Here is a 24,779-nt window from a genome sequence, read left to right as displayed (position 1 = left end):
GCGACCACGGTACGCCGACGGCGGAGCCGGCATCGAGACGCGACGGTCCCCGGAGATCTCACCGCCGCGCCGGGATCACCAGCGGCGTCCCCGTCTCCGGGTCGGGGATCACCCGGCACGCCAGGCCGAACACCTCCCGCACCAGATCCGCCGTCACCACGTCCCCCGGCACCCCTTCCGCCACCACGCGACCGTCCCTCATGGCGATGAGGTGGGTGGCGTAGCGGGCGGCGTGGTTGAGGTCGTGGAGGACGGCGACGAGGGTGCGGCCCTGCTGCTCGTGGAGCTCGGCGCAGAGGTCGAGGACGTCGATCTGGTGGGCGATGTCGAGGTAGGTGGTGGGCTCGTCGAGGAGGAGCAGGGGGGTCTGCTGGGCGAGGGCCATGGCGATCCAGACGCGCTGCCGCTGGCCGCCGGAGAGTTCGTCGACGTGCCGGTCGGCGAGGGCGCCCACGCCGGTGGCGGCCATCGACTCCTGGACGACCCGTTCGTCCTCGGGCGACCACTGCCGCAGCAGCCCCTGGTGGGGGTAGCGGCCGCGGGCGACGAGGTCGGCGACGGTGATGCCGTCGGGGGCTGTGGAGGACTGCGGGAGCAGGCCGAGCGTCCGGGCGACCTGCTTGGCGGGCAGCCGGCCGATCGCCTGCCCGTCCAGCAGGACGGAGCCGGCGGACGGCTTGAGCATCCGGGACAGGGCGCGCAACAGGGTGGACTTCCCACAGGCGTTGGGGCCGACGATCACCGTGAAGGACTGGTCGGGGACGGCGACGGACAGGTCCTCCGCGACGGTCCGCCGGTCGTAGGCGAGGGTGACGCCCCGGGCGACGAGCCGGGACGCCGTCCGGTCGCCGGGAGCGGTGGGGGTGCGTTCGGTCTGCTGGGTGGTCATGGGTGCCGCCTCGCCGAAGTGGGGGATTCCGGAGGTCCGGAGGGGGACGCGGGTGCCGGGCGGGGGCTCATATGCGGCCCGCCCGGCGTTCGCTGATGAGCAGCCAGACGAGGTAGGCGCCGCCGAGGACGCCGGTCACCGCGCCCACCGGCAGCCGGTCGGCGCCGAAGGCGCGCTGGGAGGCCCAGTCGGCGCTGATCAGCAGGGCGGCGCCCATGCAGGCGGCGGGCGCGAGCTGGGGCCCGGGGGAGCGGGTCAGCCGACGGGCGAGCTGCGGGGCGGAGAGGGCCACGAAGCCGATGGGACCGGCAGCGGCGGTGGCGGCCGCGGTCAGCAGGGTGGCGGTGCCCAGCAGGACCAGGCGCGTCCGCTCCACGGGCACCCCGAGCGCGTATGACGCGTCGTCGCCGAGCTCCATCATCGTCAGCCGGCGGCCGTACAGGAGGACGACCGGCAGCAGGACGGCGCAGACGGCGGCGAGCGGCCCGACGTCGTCCCAGCCGCGCCCGTCGAGCGAGCCGGTGAGCCACATGACGGCCCGCTGCGCGTCGCTGAACTCGGCCTCGGTGAGCAGGTAGCCGTTGACGGCGGTGAGCACGGCGGCCGTTCCGATGCCGACCAGGACGAGGCGGTAGCCGTGTACGCCCTTGCGCCAGGCGAGCGCGTACACGAGCAGCCCGGTGGCCAGGCCGCCCGCCACGGCGCCGACGGCCACGGCGGTGGTGTCGCCGTGGAAGAGGACGATGACGCAGAGCGCCCCGGTGGCGGAGCCCTGGCCGAACCCGACGACGTCGGGGCTGCCGAGCGGGTTGCGGGCGACGCTCTGGAAGACGGCGCCCGCCAGGCCGAGGGCGGCGCCGACGAGCAGGGCGGCGAGGCCGCGGGGGAGCCGGAGTTCGTTGACGATGGCCTCGTCGGCCGGGCTGCCGCCGCCGGCCAGGGTGCGGGCGACGTCGGCGGGGGAGAGCGGGTAGTCGCCGCTGCCGAGCAGGGCCAGGGCGGCGAGCAGCGCGACGGCGGTCAGGGCGGCGCAGACCGCCAGGGAGCGCGGGTCGACGCGGACCGAGAGGCCGCCGCCGGGCCGGACCACGCGGCCGCGGACGGGGACGCGGACCGGGACGCGGGACGTCCGGGACTTCACAGCTGGGCCACCTTCCGGCGTCGTACGAGCTGGAGGAAGACCACGCCGCCCACCAGCGCGGTGACGATGCCGACCTGGAGTTCGGCGGGGCGGACCACGACCCGTCCCGCGATGTCGGCGCCGAGCAGCAGCACCGCGGCGAGCACCGCCGACTGGGGGAGGAGCCATCGCAGATCGGGTCCGGTGAAGGAGCGCACGATGTGCGGGATCATCAGCCCGACGAAGGCGATGGGGCCGCAGGCGGCGGTGGCGCCGCCGCACAGCAGGGTGATGGCGAGGAAGGACACCGCCCGGGTGCGGGTGAGGTCGGTGCCCAGGGCGCGGGCCGCGTCGTCGCCGAGGGCGACGGAGTTCAGCGGACGGGCCAGGGCCAGCGCGAGCACCATGCCGACGAGCAGGAACGGCGCGACCCGGAGCACGATGCCCGGGGTGGCGGAGGCGAGCGAGCCGACGGTCCAGAAGCGCAGCCGGTCCAGCGCGGCGGAGTCCATCAGCTGAACGGAGTTGATGTATCCGTGCAGGGCGGCGGAGACGGCGGTGCCGCCGAGCGCGAGCCGTACCGGGGTGGCCGAGCGGCTGCCCCCGATGAGATAGACGAGGACCGCGCAGAACCCGGCTCCCAGGAACGCGAACCACACATAGCCGGTCAGCGAGGTGACGCCGAGAAAGCTGATCGCCGTGACCACCGCGGCCGAGGCCCCGGCGTTGATCCCGAGCAGGCCGGGGTCCGCGAGCGGGTTGCGGGTCAGTGCCTGCATGACCGCCCCCGCGAGCCCGAGCGAAGCGCCGGCCAGCAGCCCCAGGAGGGTGCGGGGGACGCGGACCTCGCGGACCACGATGTCGTCCGTGGTGCCGGTGAAGCCGAAGAGCCCGTGCAGCACATGGCCGAGCGGCACGGCCCGGGCACCGATCACCAGACTGAGCACGACGAGGAGCAGCAGGATCGCGCAGGAGGCCAACAGGAGCGCGCCGCGCGGGACTTCACGCCGCCGGGCCTCCGTGGGAGGGGGTGCCGCCGCGATGGGCACCGGCCTGTTCAACAGCATTCAGATAGGTTAGCCTAACCTCACTTATTACAGCTATATGCGTAAACCAATCCCGTCGATATTCCCCCGTTCCCCCTTTCCCCCCGCCGCCCGGGCCCCTCGGCGCGGCCGGGGACGCGGGAGCCGTGATGAGAGCGAGGCGCCTTGACCGCCCCCGATCGTGCACGAACCGAGCTGATCACCCGGCCGGAAGGGCCCGGACGACGCCGTGCGCCGCTGTCGCGCCGCGGCCTGTTCGCCGCCGGAGGGGCCCTCGGTCTCGGCGCCCTGCTGACGGCCTGCAGCGACGACGGCGACTCCGGCGGCTCCGACGGCTCCGGGGACGGGAAGTCCACCGGCGCCTGGAGCTTCCGCGACGACCGCGGCGAGACGGCGAAGGCGAAGGCGACGCCCAAGCGCATCGTCGCGTACGTCGCGTCCGCCGCCGCCCTGCACGACTTCGGCATCGACTGCGCGGCCATCTACGGGCCTTCGCAGCTCAAGAACGGCAAATCCGCGCCGCAGGCCGGGAGTCTGGACGCCGGGCGGATCCCCTCCCTGGGCACCACCGGACAGTTCAGCATCGAGAAGTACGCTGCGCTGCGCCCCGAACTCCTCGTGGCCAACGTGAACGTGGGCAAACACCTGTGGCAGCTGCCGGAGCAGAGCGAGGAGAAGATCCTCGGCTTCGCGCCGAGCGTCGGCATCCGGACGTCCGACGTGTCCCTGGTGACGGCGGTCCAGCGGTATGCCGATCTCGCACAGTCGCTCGGCGCGGACATGAAGGCGAAGGCCGTGACCGACGCCAAGGCCCGCTTCGAGCAGGCGGCCGAGCGGCTGCGCAAGGCGGCGAAGGCCAACGGCGGGCTGCGGGTGCTCGCCGTCGCCGCACAGCCCGACGCGCTGTCCGCCGCCGTGCCCGACAAGCTGCCCGACCTGCGCTACTACAAGGAGCTCGGCGTCCAGCTGATCGTCCCCAAGCAGCCCGGCCCGCCCGGCTACTGGGAGAAGCACAGCTGGGAGAACGCGGACGCCTACCGCCCGGACATCCTCTTCTACGACCAGCGCTCCAACAACATGCCGCTCGACGAGGTGGCCCGGTCCAAGCCCACCTGGAACGACCTGCCGGCGGTGAAGGCCGGTCAGGTCGTGCCCTGGAACAACGAGGCCCAGTTCACCCATGCGGGCTACGCCCCGCTCATGGAGAAGCTCGCCGATGCGCTGGAGAAGGGGAAGAAGGTCGGGTGACCCCGGGAGGCCGGCCGACCCCGGGAGGCCGGCCGACCCCAGGGGGCCGGTCGGCTCCGGAGGGCCGGCCGGCCCGGCGTCACGTCCCGAGGACGCCGTCGAGGATGTGCCGGACCCCCAACTCGTAGTCGTACCGCGCCTCCAGCTCGCGCGAGTCGTGCGCGTACGAGCCGAGGTGCGGGTACGCGCTCTCGGTCTCGCGGGTGGCGGTCTCGGGGTAGTGGCGGGTCGTCCGCCCCCTGCCCCCGGAGGCCGCGGGATGCGCGCGCGGCGGTGTCGAGAGGACGTGGCCCGCCGTGTAGTACCAGAGGGTCTGGTGGGCCCAGAACGCCTCCTCGCGGCCGAGTCCGTAGGCGGTCAGGGCGCCCAGGATCTCCTCGGTCATCCACACCGCGGACATGCCGACCAGTTCGCCGCGCGCCACGATGGGCACCACCCACGGATGCTCGGTGAACGCCCGGTGCATCAGTCCGCAGACCACCAGCAGCCGCTCCCTCGGGTCGTCGGGGAGCGGTGGCCGCGGCAGGTTGCGGGCGACGTGCTCCAGGACGAGGGCGAGCAGTTCGTCCTTGTCCCGCACGTGGTAGTAGACGGCCATGGCGGTGCTGTCGAGCGCCGCCGCCAGCCGGCGCATCGTCAGATGGTCGGCGCCCTCCTTGAGGATGATCTCGTAGGCCGCCGCCACGATGTGCTCGCGGGACAGCCGGGGCGGGCGTCCGCGCTTGGTCCTGGGGGTGTTGTTGCCGGCCAGTGTTCTGCCCTCTCTCTGAACCCGTTCGCCTCCGGGACGGTCGTCGCGGGTGCGGAAGGGTACTTGCCGCTCTATTTTTTATACATGTAGGATAATTCTCGCTCCAGCAGCGAGACCACGGGAAATGAGGTGGCCGCCGATGAGGCGTGCCGAGGGAAGTATGCGCAAACGGCTCCCGCGAGCCCGGATCGAGACCTATCTGGCCCCTCTGCTGCGGGCCACCGCGCTGACCCCGCGCATGCTGCGGCTGCGGGTGGGCGGCGAGACCCTGCGGGGGTTCGCGGCCGGCCGCACCGCCGACGAGCGCGTCAAGCTGTTCTTCCCCGCCCCGGGGGAGCGGGCCCCCGCGCTGCCGGAGATAGGCCCCACCGGGCTGCGGTACCCCGAGGGGGCGACCATCCCGCACGCCCGGTCGTACACGGTGCGCGCCTTCGACCCGGCCACGCTGGAGCTGGACATCGACTTCGTCATCCACGGCACAGGCCGCGCCGTCGACTGGGCCCGCCGCGCCCGCCCCGGCGACATGCTCGGCATCGCCGGACCCACGGGCGGCTGGACCCCCGCCCCCGAGGCCGACGTCCACCTCATCGCCGGGGACGAGACGGCGCTGCCCGCCATCGCCACCATGCTGGAGCGCATACCCTCCGGCACCCGGGCCCTGGTGATCGCCGAAGTGGCCGACGAGGCCGACGAGCAGTACCTGGAGGCACCCGAGGGCGTGGAGCTCCGCTGGGTGCGCCGCGACCCCGCGGGCTGGAGCGATCCGACGCCGCTCGAACGGGCGGTCCGCGAACTGGCCTGGCCCGAGGGCGTCGTCCACGCCTGGGTCGCCGGTGAGGCGAGCGCCGTGCGCGCCGTCCGCCGCCACCTCCGCGACGAGCGCGGACTGGACCGGAGCGCCCTCGACGCCTCCGGCTACTGGCGGCACGGCATGACCGTGGAGCAGTGGGTCGCCACCGAGGGCGACGACGTGAACGGGGACGACAGCGAGGACGCGGACGGGAGCGGCGCCCGGAGCGCCGTCTCCGGGGCCGCCCGGTCGAAGGTCTGAACAGGAGCGCGACGTGCGGGAGAAGGATCCGGCGGAGGCCGGGGAGGGCATCCACTACGGCTGGGTGCTGGCCGTGGTGGTGGCCGTCCAGTTCATGGTGACGCTGGACGCCTCCGTGGTGAACGTGGCCCTGGCGGCCATGCGCGAGGACCTGGGCTTCACGGAGTCCGGCCTCTTATGGGTGGTGAACGCCTACACCCTGGTCTTCGGCGGCTGTCTGCTGCTCGGCGGCCGGATCGCCGACCTCTACGGGCGCCGGCTGGTGCTGTGGTGGGGGCTCGGGCTGTTCGGCCTGGCCAGCCTCGCCGGCGGGCTCGCCCAGACGCCGGGCCAACTGGTCGGCGCCCGCGCGGTACAGGGGCTGGGCGCCGCCGTCCTGGCGCCCGCCGCGCTGACCATCGTCACCACCTGTTTTCCCGAAGGCCCGGCCCGCGGCAAGGCGTTGGCCTGGTGGAGCGCGGCCGGCTCGGCGGGCGGCGCGGCCGGCGTGCTCATCGGCGGGGTGCTGACCGAGTACCTCGACTGGCGCTGGGTGCTCCTCATCAACGTCCCGGTCGTGATCCTGGCCGCGGTCGCCGGCCGGATGGTCCCCGACGGCCGTCCCGAGCGGCGCAGCCGGCTCGACGTGGGCGGCGCCCTGCTCGCCACCACGGGCCTGGCCGCGCTGGTGTACGGGGTGGGGCGCACGGGCGAACACCCGCTGTCGTCCCCGCTGACGCTCGGCATGCTCGGCGCCGCGGTGGTCCTGCTCGCGGCGTTCGTGTGGTACGAGTCGCGGGCCGCCCGCAACCCCCTGGTGCGGCCGGGGCTGTTCCGCCACCGGGTGTTCAGCGGCGCCAACCTGACGATGCTGCTGCTGGCGGCCGGTCAGTTCGCGAGCTTCTACTTCGTCTCGCTCTACCTCCAGCGCGTCCTGGACTACAGCCCGGCCGTCACGGGTCTGGCCTTCATCCCCTTCTGCGTCGGCTTCGTCACCAGCGCGATGCTCGTCGGACGGGTCTACCCGAAGACCGGCCCCCGGGTGCCGGCGGCGGTCGGCGCGGTGGTCGGGGCGCTGGGGCTGCTCTGGTTCAGCCGCATCGGCGCCGACGGCACGTTCCTCGGCACGGTGCTGGGCCCCTCGCTGGTCACCAGCCTGGGCATCGGCGCGTGCGTGGTCCCGCTGGCCTCGGCCGCGACCACCGGGATCCCGCCGGCCGACGCGGGGATGGCCTCGGGCATCCTCAACAGCGCGCAGCAGGTCGGCGGTTCCCTGGGCCTCGCGATCACGGTGAGCGTGGCGACCGGCCGGACCACCACGCTGACCGACCGGGGCGACGCGCCGCTTGAGGCGCTGAACGGCGGGTACGGGCTGGCGCTGCTGGCCGGCGCGGGGCTGCTGGCGGTGGCGGCGCTGCTGACGGCCGTCCTGCCCGGCCGGACGCGGCCGTCTTCCGGAGCGGCGGCGGCCGGACCGGAGGTGGAGTCGGCGCCGACATCCGTTTCCTGAGGTTCTTGAGGGTCCTGAGGGTCTTCCGGGGCACGGGCCGTGGGCCCGTGCCCCGTTCTGTTACGGAGAGTGGCCCGGCGGGCGGGCCGACTTGACGTTATATTCGTAAAGTAATGTGACGTGGACCACCAGGTCATCATGTGGTCAGGTTAGGCAACCCTTGCTAGGTTCTCCGTAACGAGAGTCCGGAATGCGGGCGCGGTGAAAGGATGCGGCGAATGTTCACGGGGGATTCCGTCCATTTCTGTCGACGGTTCTTCGCCTGAGCCAACCGATCCGGCCCGGCCGCCGCGCGGCCGCCCTTTCCACGGCTTCTCCCTGACCTCTTCCTGACCTTCCGAGGCTCCGTCATGGCGCCCCCCTGCCCGAGGAGATGACGACCTTGACGGACCGTGTGCCGATACCCCTGGAAGAGATCAGGGCGGACGTGGCCGACATCCTCGACCTGCCGGTCGCGGAGGTCGGGGTCGACGACAACCTGCTCGCCGAAGGGCTCGACTCCGTCCGCCTGATGGCCCTCTCCGCCCGCTGGCGGTCGCGCGGGGTCGGCGTGCCGTACGTCGAACTCGCGAAGGAGCCCACCATCCGGAAATGGTCCGAACTGTTCTCCGCCCCGGCCGGCTGATATCCGACGGGCATAAAAGACCGGCCGAAAACAAGCGGTTGGCCAAAAGTACTCGGTCGGCCGGAATGAACGACCGTGGTGAACGGTCAAAAGAGCCGGTCGTCCCTCGGGAATTCCGGTCCCGGCCGAAAACCGTCGGAGGACCGGAACACCGCCCGGCGAGGCACGCCCCAACTCCCTTTTCCGGCACGGCCGCTTCATCGCCGTGCCGCGCATTCCGGCGCCCCCGCACCCGGGCGCGTCACGACGGCACCCCCGGCCCGCGGGGGGCCGGACGACGCACCGCGTACCGCGTACCGTAAGGAAAGGCGACCCCCAGGTGGTCCACGAACTCCCCCGGCCCGTCCCCGGCGCCCCCGATGACGACGCGCGCCACGAGCCGTTCCCGCTGACCGACACCCAGCAGGCGTATCTGCTGGGCCGCACGGACCTGTTCGAGCTCGGGAACGTCTCCACTCACGCCTACTACGAGTTCGAGGGCGACCTCGACATCCCCCGCTTCACCACCGCCTGGCAGCGGGTCGTGGACCGGCACGGCGTCCTGCGGCTGGCCATCGACGCCGAACGCGGTGAGCAGCGCGTACGCCCCGAGGCGCCGCCGCTGCCGATCGAGACGGAGGACCTGCGCGGATTGGGCGAGGAGGACGTACGGACCCGGCTCGCCGCCGTACGGGACCGGATGTCCCACCGGGTGCTCCCGGCCGACGGCCCGTTCCTCTTCGGCGTCGTGCTCAGCCGGCTCACCGACGAACGCACCCGCGTGCACGTCGACTTCGACGCCCTGATCCTCGACTTCCTCAGCTGGAAGCTGTTACTCGCGGACCTCTCCGCGTACTACGCCGACCCGGACGCCGAACTGCCTCCGCTGGAGACGACGTTCCGCGACTACGTCCTCGCCGAGGCGGAGACCCGGGACTCCGACGAGTACCGGGCGTCCCGCGACTACTGGACGGGCAGGCTGGCGGAACTGCCGCCCTCGCCCCGGCTGCCGCTCGTCCGGGACCCCTCCTCGCTCGACCGCCACACGTTCACCGGCCGCCGCGGCCGGATGGACGCCGCCCGCTGGAAGCGGCTGAAGACCCGCGCCGCGCACGCCGGTCTGACCCCCAGCGGCCTGGCCATCGCCGCCTTCGCCGAAGTGCTGGCCCTCTGGAGCGAGAGCGCCCGCTTCACCCTCAACGTGCCGCGCATGAACCGTCTCCCGCTGCTTCCCCAGGCCGACCGGGTCCTCGGCGAGTTCGCGTCGTTCTCCCTCCTCGAAGTCGACAACCGGACCCCCGGCGACTTCGCGGGCCGCGCCGCCCGGATCCAGGAACAGGGCTGGCGCGACCTCGCCCACCAGCACGTCACCGGAGTGGAGCTGCTCCGTGAACTGGTCCGTCACCAGGGCGGCTTCCAGCAGGCCCTGATGCCCGTGGTGCTCACCAGCACCATCGGGCTGCGCGGCGGCGACCGGCCGCTGCTCGGCGGTCTGCTGGAGGAGCTGTACACGATCTCCCAGACGCCGCAGGTCTACCTCGACGTCCAGATCGACGAGCACGACGGCGAACTGTTCGTCAACTGGGACGCGGTGGACGAGCTGTTCCCGCCGGGCCTCATGGACACCATGTTCGCCTCCTTCTGGCGGCTCCTGGAGCGCCTGGAGGCCGACGAGGACGCCTGGTCCGACCCGTCGCCCGCCGACACCGGCGGCACCGTCCGGGACGGCGTCGCCGGGCCGGACCGCCCGGTGCCGGACCTGCTGGTCCAGAGCCTCTTCGAGCGCAGGGCGGCCGAGGACCCCGGACGCACCGCCGTCATCGCCCCGGACGCCACCCTCACCTACGGCGAACTGGCCGACCGGGCACGCCGGGTGGCCCACTGGCTCCGCCGGGACGGCGCCGAGCCCGGCCGCCCGGTGGCCGTCGTCATGGACCGCGGCTGGGAGCAGATCGCGGCCGCGTACGGCGCCCTCTTCGCCGGCGCCCCGTACGTCCCCCTCGACCCGCGGCAGCCCGCCGCCCGGCTCCACGGGATCCTGCGCCGCACCGGCGCGCGGCACGTACTGACCCGGTCCACCGAGGACGCCGTCCGTGAGCTGCCCGCCGGCCTGCGGGTGCTGCACGTCGACACCGGGCTCGACGAGAGCCTGCCCACCGACCCGCTGCCCCCGGCCCAGGGCCCCGACGACCTGGCCTACCTGCTCTTCACCTCCGGCTCCACCGGCGAGCCCAAGGGCGCCATGATCCGGCACCGCGGCATGGTCAACGCCCTGCTGGCCACCGCCGAGGAGTTCGGCGTCGGCCCGGACGACCGGTGCCTGGCGGTCACCGCCCTGCACCACGACATGTCCACCTTCGACCTGTTCGGCGTGCTCGGCGCGGGCGGCGGCGTCGTCGTCCCCGAGGCGGCCCGCGACCGGGACCCCGCCCACTGGGCCGGCCTGGTGGCCGCCCACGGCGTGACGCTGTGGAACTCCGTCCCCGCCGCCATGGAGATGCTGCTGGAGGAGGCGCGGTCCGCCGGGCGCCCCCCGGCCTCGCTGCGGCTCGTCCTGCTGGGCGGCGACTGGATACCGCTCCACGTGCCCGGGGAGCTGCTGCGCTCGGTGCCGGGCGTCCGCGTGGTCAGCGTCGGCGGCCCGACCGAGACCACCCTGTGGAACATCTGGTACCCGGTCACGGAGGTCGACCCGGACTGGAACAGCGTCCCCTACGGCCGTCCCCTCGCCAACACCCGCTACCGCCTGCTCACCGACGGGATGCGCGACTGCCCGGACGGGGTGACGGGGGAGATGTACTGCGCGGGTCCCGGCGTCGCCGCCGGGTACTGGGAGGACCCCGACCGCACCGCCGCCGCGTTCGTCACCCACCCGGTCACCGGCGAACGGCTCTACCGCACCGGCGACCGGGGCCGCTTCCGGCCGGACGGCACCATCGAGTTCGTCGGCCGCGCCGACTCCCAGGTCAAGATCCGCGGCCGGCGCGTCGAACTCGGCGAGATCGAGGCCGCGTTGAAGGCCCACCCGGCCGTCGCCTCCGCCGTGGCCGTCGCCGTCCCCCGCCCGGACGGCCACGGGTACCGCGGCATCGCCGCGCACGCCACCGTCCCCGACGGCCGGACCGCGCCCCCGGCCGAGGAGGTCCTGGACTTCCTGCGCGACCGGCTCCCCGACCACATGGTCCCCGGCACCGTACGGTTCACCGACCGCTTCCCGCTGACCGCCAACGGCAAGGTCGACCGGCGGGCCCTGGCCGGACGGGAGGAGCCGGACGAGCCCGCCGGGACCCAGCCCTCCGCCGCACCGGCGGGCGCGCTGGAGCAGGTGCTGGCCGGCATCTGGCGGGACGTCCTCGGAGCCCGGGACGTCGGCCCCGACGACGACTTCTTCCGGCTCGGCGGCGACTCGCTGCTCGCCACCCGGATCGTCGGCCGGGTCCGGGAGTCGCTGGACACCGCGGACCTCACCGTCCGCTCGGTCTTCGCCGCCCCCACCGTCGCCGGCCTCGCCGCCGAACTGCGGGCCGCCGAGGCCGACCCGGCCCGGCTGGAGGAGGCGGCCGAGGTCTGTCTGGAGATCGAGGGCCTGTCACCCGAAGAGATCGCGTCGCAGCTCTGATCCCGGCCCGGGCACCCGCGCGGTGCCCGTCCGGTGGACGCCAGGGAACGGAACGAGGGGAACGACCCATGACGAAGCGGCCGGGCATCGAGGACGTACTGCCGCTCGCGCCCTTGCAGGAGGGGCTGCTCTTCCAGGCGCTCTTCGACGAGAGCGCGCACGACGTCTACACCATGCAGCTGATCCTGGAGCTGCGCGGCCCGCTGGACCCCGGCGTGCTGCGCCGCTCCGCCGCGGCCCTGCTGCACCGCCACCCCAACCTGCGCGCCGCCTTCTGGAACGAGGGCGTCCCGCGGCCCGTCCAGGTCGTGCCCAAGGAGGTCGAGCCGGTCTGGGAGGAGACGGACCTGTCAGGACTTTCCGCGGCGGGCCGGGAGGACGCCCTGGAGCGGATCCTCCGCGAGGACCGCGCCCGCCGCTTCGACCTCACCGAACCGCCGCTCGTCCGCTTCCGGCTGGTGCGGCTGGCCGACCGGCTGCACCGGCTCGTCGTGCACAGCCACCACATCCTGCTCGACGGCTGGTCGGTGCCGCTGCTCGTCCGCGAACTCGTCGAACTCCACGCCCGGGGCGGCGACCCGGAGGCCCTGCCGGCCCCCCGCCGCTACCGCGACCACCTCGCCCGGCTCGCCGCCCTGGACAAGGCGCCCGCCGAGGCGGCCTGGCGCACCGCCCTCGCCGGGCTGCCCGGCCCCACCCTGCTGTACGGACCGGGCCGCACCCGCGCGGCGCGGACCCCCGAGGTCGTCCCGCTGGCCCTGGACGAGGCCACCACGGCCCGCCTCGGTGAGCTCGCCCGGGGCCGCGGGCTGACCCTCAACACCGTGGTACAGGGCCTCTGGGCCGTACTCCTCGGCAAGTTGACGGGCAGTCAGGACGTCGTCTTCGGTTCCTCCGTGTCCGGACGCCCCGCCGACCTGCCCGGCGTCGAATCGATGATCGGCCTGTTCATCAACACCGTGCCGGTCCGCGTCGCCCTGCGGGCCGCCGAACCGCTCTCCGCCCTCCTCACCCGCCTCCAGGCCGAACAGGCCGCCCTCCTGCCCCACCACGACCTCGGCCTCGCCGACATCCAGCGCGCCGCCGGAACGGGCGAACTCTTCGACACCCTCATCGTGTTCGAGAACGCCCCCGACGTCACCGAGAGCCTGGAGAACGCCCGCACCGCCGGCGGCCTCGAAGTCCACGGCCTCGCCAACCGGGACGCCACCCACTACCCGGTGACCCTCGTCCCGCTGCTCCTGCACGACCGGCTGACCGTCTCCTTCGAGTACCAGCCCGACCTGCTCGACCTGCCCGCCGCCCGCACGCTGGCCGACCGCTTCGAACGGCTCCTCACCGCCTTCCTCGCGGAACCCGACCGGCCGGTGGGACGCCTCGACATCCTCGGCGCCGACGAACGCGCCGCCCTGCTCACCGGCGGCCGCGGCCCCGCCGTCGACGTCCCGGACCGCACCCTCCCCGACCTGCTCGCCGAACAGGTCGCCACCCGGCCCGACGCCCCCGCCCTCGGGTTCGCCGGCGAGACCCTGACCTTCGCCGCGCTCGACGCCCGCGCCAACCGCCTCGCCCGCTGGCTCATCGGCGAGGGCATCGGCCCCGAGGACGTCGTCGCCCTCGCCCTGCCCCGCGGCCTGGACATCGTCACCGCCCTGCTCGCCGTCCAGAAGGCCGGCGCCGCCTACGTCCCCGTCGACCCCGAGTACCCGGCCGCGCGCGTCACCTACATGCTCACCGACGCCCGGCCCCGGCTGCTGCTCACCGCCGGCACACCCGTCCCCGGGATCCCCGGAGGACTGCGGACCGTCGCCCTCGACGCCCCCGCCTTCCGCGCCGCCCTGACCGAACTCCCCGGCAACGCCCCCACCGACGCCGACCGCGTCCGGCCGCTGCGCCCGGACCACCCCGCGTACGTCATCTACACCTCCGGCTCCACCGGCGACCCCAAGGGCGTCGTCACCCTCCACCGCAACGTGGTCGGCCTGCTGGCCAGCCACCGGCGGCAGGTGTACGGGCCCGCCGCCGAGGCGGCCGGCCGGCGGCTCCGCGTCGGGCACGGCTGGTCGTTCTCCTTCGACGCCTCCTGGCAGCCGCTCATCGCCCTCTTCGACGGGCACACCGTCGAGATCCTGGACGAGGACACCCGGCGCGACCCCGCCCTGCACCTGGCCTGGCTGGAGGAGCGCGGGATCGACTTCATCGAGGTGTCGCCGTCCTTCTACGGCCAGTTGGCCGCGGGCGGCGGAGGCCCCGCGCGGCTCGCCGGGCTCGGCGTGGGCGGCGAGGCCGTTCCCGACGCCATGTGGCAGCAGCTGCGCGGACTGCCGGACACCCGCACGTACAACTTCTACGGGCCCACCGAGTGCACGGTCGACACCGTCGTCGCCGAGACCCGCGACAGCCCGAGACCGGTCATCGGACGGCCCATCGGCAACACCCGCGCCTACGTGCTCGACGCCTTCCTCCGGCCCGTGCCGCCCGGCGTCGACGGCGAGCTGTACCTGGCGGGCAACGGTCTCGCCCGCGGCTACCTGCGCCGCCCCGGCGTCACCGCGGGACGCTTCGTCGCCGACCCCTTCGGCCCGCCCGGCACCCGTATGTACCGCACCGGCGACGTGGTGCGGTGGACGGCCGACGGACAGCTCGACTTCGCCGGCCGCACCGACGACCAGGTGAAGATCCGCGGCTTCCGGGTGGAGCCGGGCGAGGTCGAGAGCGCCCTCGCCGCCCACCCCGCCGTCGACCGGGCCGTCGTGGTCGTCCGTGAGGACCGCCCCGGCGTCAGACGGCTCCTCGGCTACGCCGTCCCCGCCGTCGGCGCCGACCCCCGCCCGGCGGAGCTGCGGGACTTCCTCGCCGGCACCCTGCCCGGCCATATGGTCCCCGCCGCGGTCGCCGTCCTCCCCGAACTCCCGCTCACCCCCCACGGGAAGCTCGACCGGGCCGCCCTCCCCGTACCGGCCGCCGCCACGACGGGCTCACGGCCCCCGGGCACCCCCCGCGAGAAGCTGCTCTGCGCCCTGATGGCCGACCTCCTCGGCGTGGACGAGGTGGGCGCCGAGGACAACTTCTTCGAACTCGGCGGCGACAGCATCGTCTCCATCCAGCTCACCGGCCGCGCCCGCGCCGCGGGACTGGCGATCTCGCCCAAGGACGTCTTCACCGCACCGACCGTCGCCGCCCTGGCCGCCACCGCGACCGCCGCCGAGGACGGCCCGGCCGGCGACGACGAGGGCACCGGAACGATCCCGCTCACCCCCATCGTCCACTGGCTCAACGGCACCGGCGGCCCCATCGGCCGCTACTCCCAGGGCAACCTCCTCCGCCTCCCGGCCGGCCTCGCCCACGACCACCTGCTCACCGCCGTCCAGGCCCTCCTCGACCGGCACGACATGCTGCGCGCCCGCTTCGACGAGGCCCGCGGACTGCTGGAGACCCGGCCCGCCGGCGCCGTCCGCGCGGCGGACGTGGTCCGGCGGGTGGACGCCACCGGGCTGCCCGCCGACGCCGCGCGGGACCTGCTCGCCGCCGAGTACGAGGCCGCCCTCGGCCGCTTCGACCCCGCCGCCGGCGTCGTGTTCCAGCTGGTCCGCCTCGACACGGACGACCCGGCGGACGCCCGGCTGCTCGTCCTCGGCCACCACCTCGTCGTGGACGGCGTCTCCTGGCGCGTCCTGCTGCCCGACCTCGCCGCCGCCTGCCGCGCGGCGGCGGACGGCGCGCCGGAGCCCGAACCGGTCCGCACCTCGTTCCGGCACTGGGCCCGCGGCCTGGCCGAGCACGCGTCCTCCGGCGCCCGGCGGCCCGAACTCCCGCTCTGGACCGCCATGTCCACCGGCGCCGAACCCCTGCTCCCGGGCCTGGCACGGGACCCCGCACGCGACACCAAGGGCACCCTCCGGCACGTCCACCGCACCCTGCCCCCGGACCGCGCCGGCCGGCTGCTCACCGAGGCACCCGCCGCCCATGACGCCTCCGTCAACGACGTCCTGCTCGCCGCCCTCTCCCTCGCCCTCACCGTCTGGCGCGAACGCGCCGGGGCCGACCCCGCGCGGCGCGCGGTCCTGGTCGCCCTCGAAGGACACGGCCGCGAGGACCAGCTCGTCCCCGGCGCGGACCTCTCCCGCACGGTGGGCTGGTTCACCACCGTCCACCCCGTCCGCCTCGACCCCGGCCCCGTCGACACCGCCGCGGCCCTGGCCGGCGGCGCACCGCTCGCCGACGTCGTCCGGGCCGTCCGCGACCGGCTGCGGACCGTCCCCGACCACGGCATCGGCCACGGACTGCTGCGCCACCTCGACCCGGAGGCGGGACCGGCCCTGGCCGCCCTGCCCCAGCCGGAGATCGAGTTCAACTACCTGGGCCGGTTCGCCACCGGCGAGACGGCGGACGGCGAGTTCGCGCTCGCCGAGGAGGCGGCCGGGTTCAGCGACGCCGCCGACCCCGCGATGCCGGTGAGCTACGCCCTGGACGTCAACGCGTACGCGCTCCAGCGGGCGGACGGCCCCGAACTGCACGTGCGCTGGTCCTGGCCGGAGGCGCTGCTGCCCGAACGGGCCGTCGAGGAACTGGCCGACCTGTGGTTCCGGGCGCTGGAGGCGCTGAGTCCGCACGTGGAAGGACCCGAGTAACAGGCCCCGCCCGGCCTCGCCACCACCGGACGCGAACGGGCCGCCGCGCGGCCCCGCCCCCCACCCTTCCCCACAGGAGACCACCATGGCCCCCCAGGCCGGCCCCCACTCCACCACCACGGCCGTCGACGCCGCCGTGCGCCGCGCCCGCGCCGCACAGCGGGAGTTCGCCTCCTGGCCCCAGGACCGTGTCGACGACATCGTCGCCGCCGTCGCCTGGCAGTGCTTCCGCGAGGACAACGCCCGCCACATCGCCCGGCTCAGCCGGCGCGACACCCGCCTCGGCGACACCGAGCACCTGTACGCCATGCAGCGCCGCCGCGTCCTCGGCGTCCTCCGCGACCTGCACGGCGTCCGCACCGTCGGCGTCGTCGAGGAACTGCCCGAACTCGGACTGACCAGGATCGCCAAGCCGATGGGCGTCATCGCGGTGGCCAGCCCCGCCACCGCGCCCGGCCCCGGGATCGTCTGCAACGCCCTGCCCATGCTGAAGACCCGCAACGCCGCCGTCTTCACCCCCAACCCCCGCGCCCACACCACCGCCCGCGAGGTCGTCCGGATCATGCGCGAAGCCCTCTCGGCCGCCGGCGCGCCACCCGACCTCCTCCAGTGCCTGGAGGTCACCGGCCGCGCGGCCGGCACCGCCCTGATGCGCGCGGCCGACCAGGTCGTCGCCATCGGCGGCCCCGGCACCGTACGCCGCGCCCACGAGAGCGGAACGCCCGCCCTGGGCGCGGGAGTCGGCAACCCGACGGTCCTCGTGGACGAGACCGCCGATCTCGCCGCCGCCGCCGAGGAGATCGCCACCGGCGCCGCCTACAACAACGGCACCTCCTGCTCGTCGGAGAGCAACGTCCTCGTCCACCGCTCGGTCGCCGGCCGCTTCCGCGCCGAACTCGCCCGGCGCGGCGCCCACTTCTGCGACGGCCCCGGAACCGCCCGGATCCGCGCCGCGCTCTGGCCGGACGGCGAGACGCTCGACCGCGAACTGATCGGCCGGCCGGCCGCCGTCATCGCCGAGGCCGCCGGGATCACGGACGCCGGCAAGGCCACCGTCCTCGTGCTCGACTGCCCCGACCCCGACCGGGACGACCCCGTCCTCCGCGAGAAGATCGCCCCGCTGCTCACCCTCGCCGTCTACGACGACTTCGACCGGGCCGTGACCCTGGTCGAGGGCATCCTCGACCGCTGCGGCCGGGGCCACAGCTGCGGCATCCACACCACGCGCGACGACCGCGTGGCGCTCCTCGCCGACCGCATCCCCACCTGCCGGGTCGTCGTCAACCAGTCGACCATGACCAACACCGGCAGCTTCAGCAGCGGAGTGCCGTTCACCACCACCCTCTCCGGCGGCAGCTGGGGCGGCACCGGCGGGTCCGGGAACATCACCTGGCGGCACTTCCTCAACCACACCGTCGTCTCCCGGCCCGTCCCCGCCGTACTGCCGGACGAGCGGCTGCTCTTCGGCCGCCACTGGGAGACCGCATCGACCCCGCCCGCCGAGGGCGGCACCCGCGAGGAAGGCCCCACGTACCGTGTCTGACCAGCCGGCCACCGACGCCGAACTGCTCGCGGAGCGCAAGCGCGCCCTGCTGCGCCGCCGCCTGGCCGAGCGCGGACTCACCCGGACCGCCACCCCCGCCACGCCCGGCCCGGACCCGGCCCCCGAGTCCGCCCCCGGACCGTCCGCCGCCCAGCGCCGCATGTGGGCCCTCCAGAACCTCGGCCCGGACACCGCCGCCTACAACCTCACACTCGCCTTCGACATCACCGGCCCCCTGGACACCGACGCCCTCGCCGGGGCGCTCACCGACGTCGCCGACCGCCACCACGTCCTCCGCACCACGCACCGCGAGGAACCCGACGGCACCCTCGCCCAGGCCGTCCTCACCGGCCGGCCCGTCCCCGCGCCCGTCACCGACCTGACCGGCCTCGCACCGGAACTCCGGCAGGCGGAGGCCGAACGGCGGGCCCGCGACCTCGGCCGCCGCCCGTTCGACCTCGCCGCCGAACTCCCCCTGCGGGCAGCCCTGTTCCGTACCGCCGACGAGGAGCACCTGTTAGTCCTCGTCGCCCACCACATCGCCGTCGACGAGGGCAGCTGGGAGGTCCTGCTGCGCGACCTCACCGTCTGCTACCGGCGACGCACCGGCGACGGCGGGCCCGCGCCCGCCCCCGCCGCCCAGTACGCGGCGTTCGCCCGCCGGGAGCGGGAGAACCTGACGCCCGAGCGGATCCGGCCCCGCCTCGACCACTGGCGAGGCCTCCTCGACCCCTGGCCCGACCCCGTCGCCCTGCCCACCGACTTCCCGCGCACCGCCGACGCCCACGACGACGGCGCCACCGCCGGACGCCCGCTCCCGGACCGGCTGGCCGCCCGCCTGCGGACCTTCGCCCGCGAGCGGGGAGCCACCCCGTTCATGGTGCTGTTCGCCGCCGTCACCGTGCTCCTGCACCGGCACACCGGCAGCCGCGACATCGCCGTCGGCACCCCGGCGATGAACCGCGACCGCGCCGAGTACGAGTCCGTCGTCGGCAACTTCGACAACACCCTGCTGCTGCGCACCCGCCTGGACGGCGACCCCACCTTCACCGAACTGGTCGCCCACGTCCGGGACCGCTGCACCGAGGCCTACGCACACCAGGACCTGCCCTTCGAACACGTCCTCCAGGAACTGCGCCCCCGGCGGACCTCCAGCCGGGTCACCCCCTTCGACGTCATGTTCCTGCTGCGGACCGAGGCGTTCGACACCTTCGCGCTGCCCGGCCTCGCCGTCCGTCCCCGCCCGGTGACCAACGGCACCAGCCAGTTCGAGCTGACCCTCGCCGCCGTCGCCACCGGCGACCGCCTCGCCCTCGAAGCCACCTACCGCACCGACCTGTTCCGGCAGGAGACCGTCGCCGGCCTGCTGCGGCACTTCGAGACGCTGCTGGAAGGACTGCTCACCGAGCCGGACCGGCCGGTCCGGCGGGCGCCGCTGCTCGACGCCGACGAACACCGGCGGGTGCTGGAGGAGTGGAACGCCACCTCCCACCCGTTCCCCGACGCCACCCTGGGGGATCTGTTCGGACGCCAGGTGGCCCGGGCGCCCGGCGCCACCGCCCTCGTCGCCGACGGCGAACGGCTCACCTACACCGAGCTCGACGCCCGAGCCAACCGGCTGTCCCGCCTGCTCGCCGCCCGGGGCGCGGCCCCCGAGACCCTGGTCGCGATCGCCCTGCACCGCACCGCGGACATGGTCGTCGCCGTCCTCGCCGTCCTCAAGACGGGCGCCGCCTACCTGCCGCTGGACCCCGACTACCCCGCCGAACGGACCGCCGCCGTCCGGCGCGACGCCCGCCCGGCGCTGCTGGTCACCACCTCCGACGTCGGCCTGCCCGCAGCCGGCCCCGGCGCCCCGCTCGTCCTCGACGACCCCGCCGTGCGCGCCGAACTCGCCGCCCAGGACCCCGGCAGCCCGCCCGACGGCCCCCGGGCCACGCCGCTCAGCCCCGCCTACGTGATCTACACCTCCGGCTCCACCGGCGCCCCCAAGGGCGTCGTCGGTGTGCACCGCGGCCTCGTCAACCGGCTCGCCTGGTTCCACGACCGCCACCCCTGGCGGCCCGGCACCCCGGTCTGCGCCAAGACGTCCCTGAGCTTCCTCGACGGGACCGGCGAACTCCTCGGCCCGCTGCTGCACGGCGGCACGGTCGTGCTCGCCGACCGGATCGCGGCCAGGAGCCTGCCGCAGCTGGCCGCCCTCGTCCACGAGCACCGGGCCACCCGCCTCACCGTCGTCCCCAGCCTGCTCGCCGCCGTCACCGCCCTGCCGCCCGCCGAACGCGCCCTGTTCGCCGGCTGCGACACCTGGATCAGCAGCGGCGAGGCCCTGACGCCGGAGGTGGCCGGGGCGTTCGCCGAGGCGTTCCCGCACGCCCGGCTGATCAACCTGTACGGCTCGTCCGAGGTCAGCGCCGACAGCCTGTACGCCGACGTCACCGACGCCGACCCGGTCATCGGCAGACCGCTGTGGAACACCTCCGCCTACGTCCTGGACGCCGGCCTGCAACCCGTCCCGCCCGGCGGCACCGGCGAGCTGTACCTCGCGGGCGCCGGGCTCGCCCGCGGCTACCTGCGCCGCCCCGCGCTCACCTCCGGACGGTTCGTCGCCGACCCCTTCGGCCCGCCCGGCACCCGCATGTACCGCACCGGCGACCTGGTCAGGGCCCGCTCCGACGGCCGCCTGGAGTACCTGGGCCGGGCCGACGACCAGGTGAAGATTCGCGGCTTCCGCATCGAGCCCGCCGAGATCGAGGCCGCGCTCACGACCCACGCCGACGTGGCACGGGCCGCCGTCGGCGTGCACGAACACCCCACGGCGGGCAAGCAGTTGGCGGCCTACGCCGTGCTCCGCCCGGGAGCCGCCGCCGACGCCGCGGCGCTCCGCGAGCACCTGCGCGGACTGCTGCCCGACTACATGGTCCCGGCCGCCGTCGTGCTCCTCGGCGCCCTGCCCCTGACCCCCAGCGGCAAGGCCGACCGCCGCGCCCTGCCCGCCCCCGACTTCGCGGGGCAGGTCGGCGACGACCGGCCGTCCACCCCGGCGGAGGAACGGCTCGCCGCCCTGTTCGCCCAGGTCCTCGGCCTCCCCGAAGTCGGCGTGCGCGACAGCTTCTTCGCCCTGGGCGGCGACAGCATCATCGCCATCCAGCTCGCCGGGCGCGCCACCGCCGCCGGCCTGCCGGTCTCGCCCTGGGACGTCTTCCGGCACCAGACCGTCACGGCACTCGCGGCGGCCGCCGGCGACGCCGAGGAGGGTGACGGTGACGGGGGGCTCGTCCCGCTCACCCCCCACATGCGGCGCCTGGTCTCCGACGGAGCACCCGCCCGCACGGTCCTGTTGCGGGTCCCGGCCGGACTCACCGAGGAACGGCTGGCCACGGCCCTGCGCAGCGTCCTCGACCGGCACGCCGTCCTGCGCTCCACCCTCACCCCCGGCGGCCTCCGCCCCGCCGCCCCGGGGCACGCGGGTGGCCCGCCGACCCGCGTCACCGGCGAGGCGCTGGACATGGCGGCCGCGGCCGACGCCGCCCGGCACCGGCTCGCCCCGGAGCGCGGCATCCTGCTCGACGCGCTCTGGTGGGACCGCGGCGACCGCGCCCCCGGCCGGCTGCTGCTCACCGTCCATCCGCTGGCGGCCGACGAGGACTCGCTGGCCCTGCTTGCCGACGACCTGGCCGTGGCGGCCGAGGGCGGCGAACTCGGCCCGGAGCCAGCGGCGTTCGCCCGGTGGGCGAGGGGGGCGGCGGACGTCGTCCGTTCCCCGGCCGCCGGTGCGGGGGAGCCGGAAGGCGCGGGGGAGCCCAAAGGCGGGGGGGAGCCCGAAGGCGCGGGGGAGACGGCCGAACTGGCCTCCCCGGCCGTCGCCCGCACCCTCGCGCGGATCGCCGGGCGGTTCCACACCACTCTCGACGACGTGCTGCTCACCGGGCTCGCCCTGGCGTCGCCCGGGACCGCCGTCGGCGTCACCCGCTCCGACCGGGGCGCGTACACCGGCACCGTCGGCTGCTTCGGCCGCGACGTCACCGTCCGGCTGCCCGCGGGCCCGCACCGACCGGAGGACCACGACCTCCTGCTCAAGCGGGTCAAGGAGGCGGTGCGCTCGGCCCCCGGCACGACCGGCGCCCCCGACGCGTACCTCTCCGTCGGCCTCCCGCCCCACCGCCTCGCACCCGGCACGGACGACTGGGCCCCGGCGCCGGCCGATGAATGGCCGTCACCGCCGCCCGTACCGGCGCGCGGGCCGCTGCACCTGACCGTGCGGGCGGCCGGGCCGGACCACGGGCTGACGCTGACGGCCCACCGGACCGGCGACGCCGCCCCGGACGCGGTGGCGTCCGCCGGGGCGTGGCGGGAGGCGCTGGAGTTCCTGGCCGGCCGGCTCGACCGGGCGGACGCGGGCGGGCACACGCCGTCCGACTTCCCGCTCGTGACCCTGGACGAGGCGGCGATCGCCGCCCTGGAGGCCAGGTGGGGGATCGGCTAGCGACGCCGCCCCTTCGCTATTTCTTCTGTAGTTCCTTACGGCTTCTGTTTTGGAGTGACCATGTCCACCACCCCCCGCACCGCCTCCCCCCGTCACTATCTGATGTGCCGGCCCACCCATTTCCGCGTCACCTACGCCATCAACCCGTGGATGGATCCCGCCAAGCCCGTGGACACCGAACTGGCCGTCGCCCAGTGGGAGGACCTGCGGAACCTCTACCTCCGCCTCGGCCACCGCGTCGACCTGATCGAGCCGCTGCCCGACCTGCCCGACATGGTCTACGCGGCCAACGGCGCCACCGTCGTCGACGGCAAGGTGCTGGGCGCCCGCTTCCGCAACGCAGAACGGGCCGCCGAAGGGCCCGCCTACCTGGAGTGGTTCCGCTCGCACGGGTACACCGAGACGCTGGACCCGGTGCACGTCAACGAGGGCGAGGGCGACTTCCTCGTCACCGGCGACCGGGTGCTCGCGGGCAAGGGTTTCCGGAGCGCGCCCGAGTCGCACGGCGAGGCACAGGAGTTCTTCGGCCGCCCGGTGATCGGCCTGGAGCTGACGGACGCGCGCTACTACCACCTGGACACGGCCCTCGCCGTGCTCGGCCCCGACGAGATCATGTACCACCCGGAGGCCTTCACTCCCGGCAGCCGGGCCGTGCTGGAGCGGCTGTTCCCCGACGCCGTCCTCGCCGACGCCGAGGACGCGGCGGTCTTCGGCCTCAACGCGGTCAGCGACGGACGGCACGTGGTGCTGCCGGAGGCCGCCACCGGGCTGGCCGCGAAGCTCGCCGACCGGGGCTTCGAGCCGATCGGCATCGACCTGACCGAGCTGCTCAAGGGCGGCGGCAGCGTCAAGTGCTGCACCCTGGAGCTTCGTTCCGCGGCCGTCTGACGCCCCCGCCCCGGCCGGCTGGCCGCTTCCCGCCCCTCCGGCGCGCCCGCCGGGTGCCTGTGGTTGGCAGGCACCCGGCGGACGCACATACTCAAAGGGCCCTGTCCGACGGCACGTCCGATGGCATACGCGAGAGGGAGTCGGTTGGCGTGACGGAGGCGATGCTCCTCGTCCTGGGCAGCACCGCGCTGACGCCCTGGGGCCGCGACCAGATCCGGCGGCTGTGCCACCAGGCGCGCCGGCGCGGACTGGCGCTGATCGGCGCCGACACCCCGGAGAACCTGCGGAAGGCGACGCGCGACGAACTCGCCCGCGTCGACACCGTGCTGCCGCTGGACGTTCACGACGCCGACGCCTGCCGGGCGTGGGCGGCCACCGGCCCGGCGGTCGCGGCGGTGGTGACGATCCGTGAACTGTCCGTCCTCCCGGCCGCGGTGATCGCCCGGGAGCTGGGCATCGCCGGCAACGACCCCGAGGCGGTCCACCGGGTCCGCAACAAGGACCTGTGCCGCGACCGGCTGCGCGAGGCCGGCTTCCCGCAGCCGCGCACCGCGCTCTGCGCGGACGCCGCCGACGCCGAACGGTTCCTGCGCGCGACCGGGCCGGGACCGTGGATCGTCAAGCCGCGCGACGGCCTGGCGGGCATCGGCGTCTCCCGGGTGGACGGGCCGGACGGGCTGCCCGCCGCCCTGGCCGCGTTCGGCGCGCCCCCGGCGGCCATGGGCGCGCTGCCCGCCTCCGCCGGCTTCCTCGTCGAGACGTTCGTGGAGGGCGCCGAGTTCTCCGCCGAGGGCGTCCTCGTCGGCGGCGTCCCCCGCGTCCTCGCCCTGACCCGCAAGGGCACCGGCGAGGGCTTCGTCGAGACCAGCCAGCGGGTGCCCTCCGGGCTGGACAAGGCGACGGCCGAGGAGGCGGCCGACGCGGTCGCCCGCGCGCTCACGGCCGTCGGCGTCACCCGGGGCGTCTTCCACGTCGAGTTCTGGGTGACCGCCGACGGCATCGTCCTCGGCGAGCTCCACGACCGCGGCGGCGGCGACTACATCCACGCGCTGGTCGAACACACCCGGCCGGGACTGGAGTTGTACGGCACCCTCATCGACGACCTGCTGGGCCGCACCCCCGCCCCCGTCCCCGAGGCGGTCGGCGCCGCCCGCGCCGAGTTCCCGCTCGCGCCGCCCGGCCGGCTGCGCGCCGTCCACGGCTGGGACGCGCTGAGCCGGCACCCGAGCGTGCTCGCCGCCCACCTCCGGGTCGCCCCCGGTGACGTCATCGGGCCCGCCCGTGACTCGTACACCCGGCCCGCCGTCTTCGTCGCCGGCGCGGAAGACGCCGACGCCGTCGACGCCCTGGTGGCCGAACTGACGGCAGGCGTCACCTTCGAGACCGAACCGGACGGCACCGCCGTGTGAGAGGC

14 protein-coding genes are annotated in these 24,779 nt (G+C 74.9%); 10 read left to right on the top strand and 4 right to left on the bottom strand.

Going from position 1 to position 24,779, the window contains the following annotated elements:
• Positions 1 to 58: 58 nt before the first annotated feature.
• The 3 genes from HN013_RS05285 to HN013_RS05275 form a co-directional block, all read right to left on the bottom strand.
• The gene (locus tag HN013_RS05285) at positions 59 to 889 is read right to left on the bottom strand and encodes an ABC transporter ATP-binding protein (protein ID WP_171163477.1); all 831 of its coding nucleotides are present in this window, start codon (positions 887 to 889) and stop codon (positions 59 to 61) included.
• 67 nt (positions 890 to 956) lie between these two features.
• Positions 957 to 2,030 carry an iron chelate uptake ABC transporter family permease subunit gene (locus HN013_RS05280; protein ID WP_171163475.1) on the bottom strand — a complete coding sequence of 358 codons (1,074 nt, stop codon included), beginning with the start codon at positions 2,028 to 2,030 and terminating at the stop codon, positions 957 to 959.
• On the bottom strand, positions 2,027 to 3,076 hold the full coding sequence (locus tag HN013_RS05275) for an iron ABC transporter permease (RefSeq protein WP_171163473.1): 1,050 nt from the start codon (positions 3,074 to 3,076) through the stop codon (positions 2,027 to 2,029). The genes HN013_RS05280 and HN013_RS05275 overlap by 4 nt, the downstream gene beginning before the upstream one ends.
• Before the next feature lie 144 nt (positions 3,077 to 3,220).
• Here HN013_RS05275 and HN013_RS05270 point away from each other — a divergent pair, with 144 nt between their 5' ends.
• On the top strand, positions 3,221 to 4,303 hold the full coding sequence (locus HN013_RS05270) for an ABC transporter substrate-binding protein (protein WP_312018500.1): 1,083 nt from the start codon (positions 3,221 to 3,223) through the stop codon (positions 4,301 to 4,303).
• Positions 4,304 to 4,382: 79 nt separating this feature from the next.
• Here HN013_RS05270 and HN013_RS05265 read toward each other — a convergent pair whose 3' ends face one another.
• Entirely contained in the window at positions 4,383 to 4,988 is a 606-nt protein-coding gene (locus HN013_RS05265; RefSeq protein ID WP_171163471.1) for a TetR/AcrR family transcriptional regulator, read from the bottom strand.
• 226 nt (positions 4,989 to 5,214) lie between these two features.
• On the opposite strand from HN013_RS05265, the gene HN013_RS05260 reads away from it, so the two are divergent.
• The 9 genes from HN013_RS05260 to HN013_RS05220 all read left to right on the top strand — a co-directional run bounded on the left by HN013_RS05260 (position 5,215) and on the right by HN013_RS05220 (position 24,774).
• Positions 5,215 to 6,105, top strand: coding sequence for a siderophore-interacting protein (locus HN013_RS05260; protein ID WP_171163469.1), 891 nt, complete (start codon positions 5,215 to 5,217; stop codon positions 6,103 to 6,105).
• 13 nt (positions 6,106 to 6,118) lie between these two features.
• Entirely contained in the window at positions 6,119 to 7,594 is a 1,476-nt protein-coding gene (locus HN013_RS05255) for an MFS transporter (protein ID WP_312018499.1), read from the top strand.
• 382 nt (positions 7,595 to 7,976) lie between these two features.
• Positions 7,977 to 8,219: a phosphopantetheine-binding protein gene (locus HN013_RS05250; RefSeq protein ID WP_249374745.1), complete on the top strand. Its 243-nt coding sequence runs from the start codon at positions 7,977 to 7,979 to the stop codon at positions 8,217 to 8,219.
• 319 nt (positions 8,220 to 8,538) lie between these two features.
• Positions 8,539 to 11,817 (top strand): non-ribosomal peptide synthetase, encoded by a 3,279-nt coding sequence (locus HN013_RS05245; protein ID WP_171163465.1) that lies wholly within the window; start codon positions 8,539 to 8,541, stop codon positions 11,815 to 11,817.
• A gap of 68 nt (positions 11,818 to 11,885) precedes the next feature.
• Positions 11,886 to 16,448 (top strand): non-ribosomal peptide synthetase, encoded by a 4,563-nt coding sequence (locus HN013_RS05240; RefSeq protein WP_171163463.1) that lies wholly within the window; start codon positions 11,886 to 11,888, stop codon positions 16,446 to 16,448.
• An 85-nt stretch (positions 16,449 to 16,533) separates the two neighbouring features.
• The gene (locus HN013_RS05235) at positions 16,534 to 17,991 is read left to right on the top strand and encodes an aldehyde dehydrogenase family protein (protein ID WP_171163461.1); all 1,458 of its coding nucleotides are present in this window, start codon (positions 16,534 to 16,536) and stop codon (positions 17,989 to 17,991) included.
• Positions 17,984 to 22,477, top strand: a complete 4,494-nt coding sequence (locus HN013_RS05230; protein WP_171163459.1) for a non-ribosomal peptide synthetase — start codon at positions 17,984 to 17,986, stop codon at positions 22,475 to 22,477. The genes HN013_RS05235 and HN013_RS05230 overlap by 8 nt, the downstream gene beginning before the upstream one ends.
• Positions 22,478 to 22,537: 60 nt before the next feature.
• A complete protein-coding gene (ddaH, locus tag HN013_RS05225) occupies positions 22,538 to 23,365 on the top strand; it encodes a dimethylargininase (protein WP_171163457.1) in 828 nt (275 codons plus the stop codon).
• Positions 23,366 to 23,514: 149 nt separating this feature from the next.
• Positions 23,515 to 24,774: an ATP-grasp domain-containing protein gene (locus tag HN013_RS05220; RefSeq protein WP_171163455.1), complete on the top strand. Its 1,260-nt coding sequence runs from the start codon at positions 23,515 to 23,517 to the stop codon at positions 24,772 to 24,774.
• The last annotated feature ends 5 nt before the right edge of the window (positions 24,775 to 24,779 follow it).

Source organism: Streptomyces sp. I05A-00742 (assembly GCF_013055795.1).
Lineage (GTDB): Bacteria > Actinomycetota > Actinomycetes > Streptomycetales > Streptomycetaceae > Streptomyces.
Note: the sequence above shows the minus strand (reverse complement) of the source record. Positions and strands in the feature narration are given on the sequence as shown.

Coding starts and splice junctions, on each gene's coding strand:
- HN013_RS05285 (WP_171163477.1), bottom strand. CDS start 889: ATGACCACCCAGCAGACCGAACGCACCCCCACCGCTCCCGGCGACCGG.
- HN013_RS05275 (WP_171163473.1), bottom strand. CDS start 3,076: ATGCTGTTGAACAGGCCGGTGCCCATCGCGGCGGCACCCCCTCCCACG.
- HN013_RS05260 (WP_171163469.1), top strand. CDS start 5,215: ATGCGCAAACGGCTCCCGCGAGCCCGGATCGAGACCTATCTGGCCCCT.
- HN013_RS05240 (WP_171163463.1), top strand. CDS start 11,886: ATGACGAAGCGGCCGGGCATCGAGGACGTACTGCCGCTCGCGCCCTTG.
- HN013_RS05235 (WP_171163461.1), top strand. CDS start 16,534: ATGGCCCCCCAGGCCGGCCCCCACTCCACCACCACGGCCGTCGACGCC.
- ddaH (WP_171163457.1), top strand. CDS start 22,538: ATGTCCACCACCCCCCGCACCGCCTCCCCCCGTCACTATCTGATGTGC.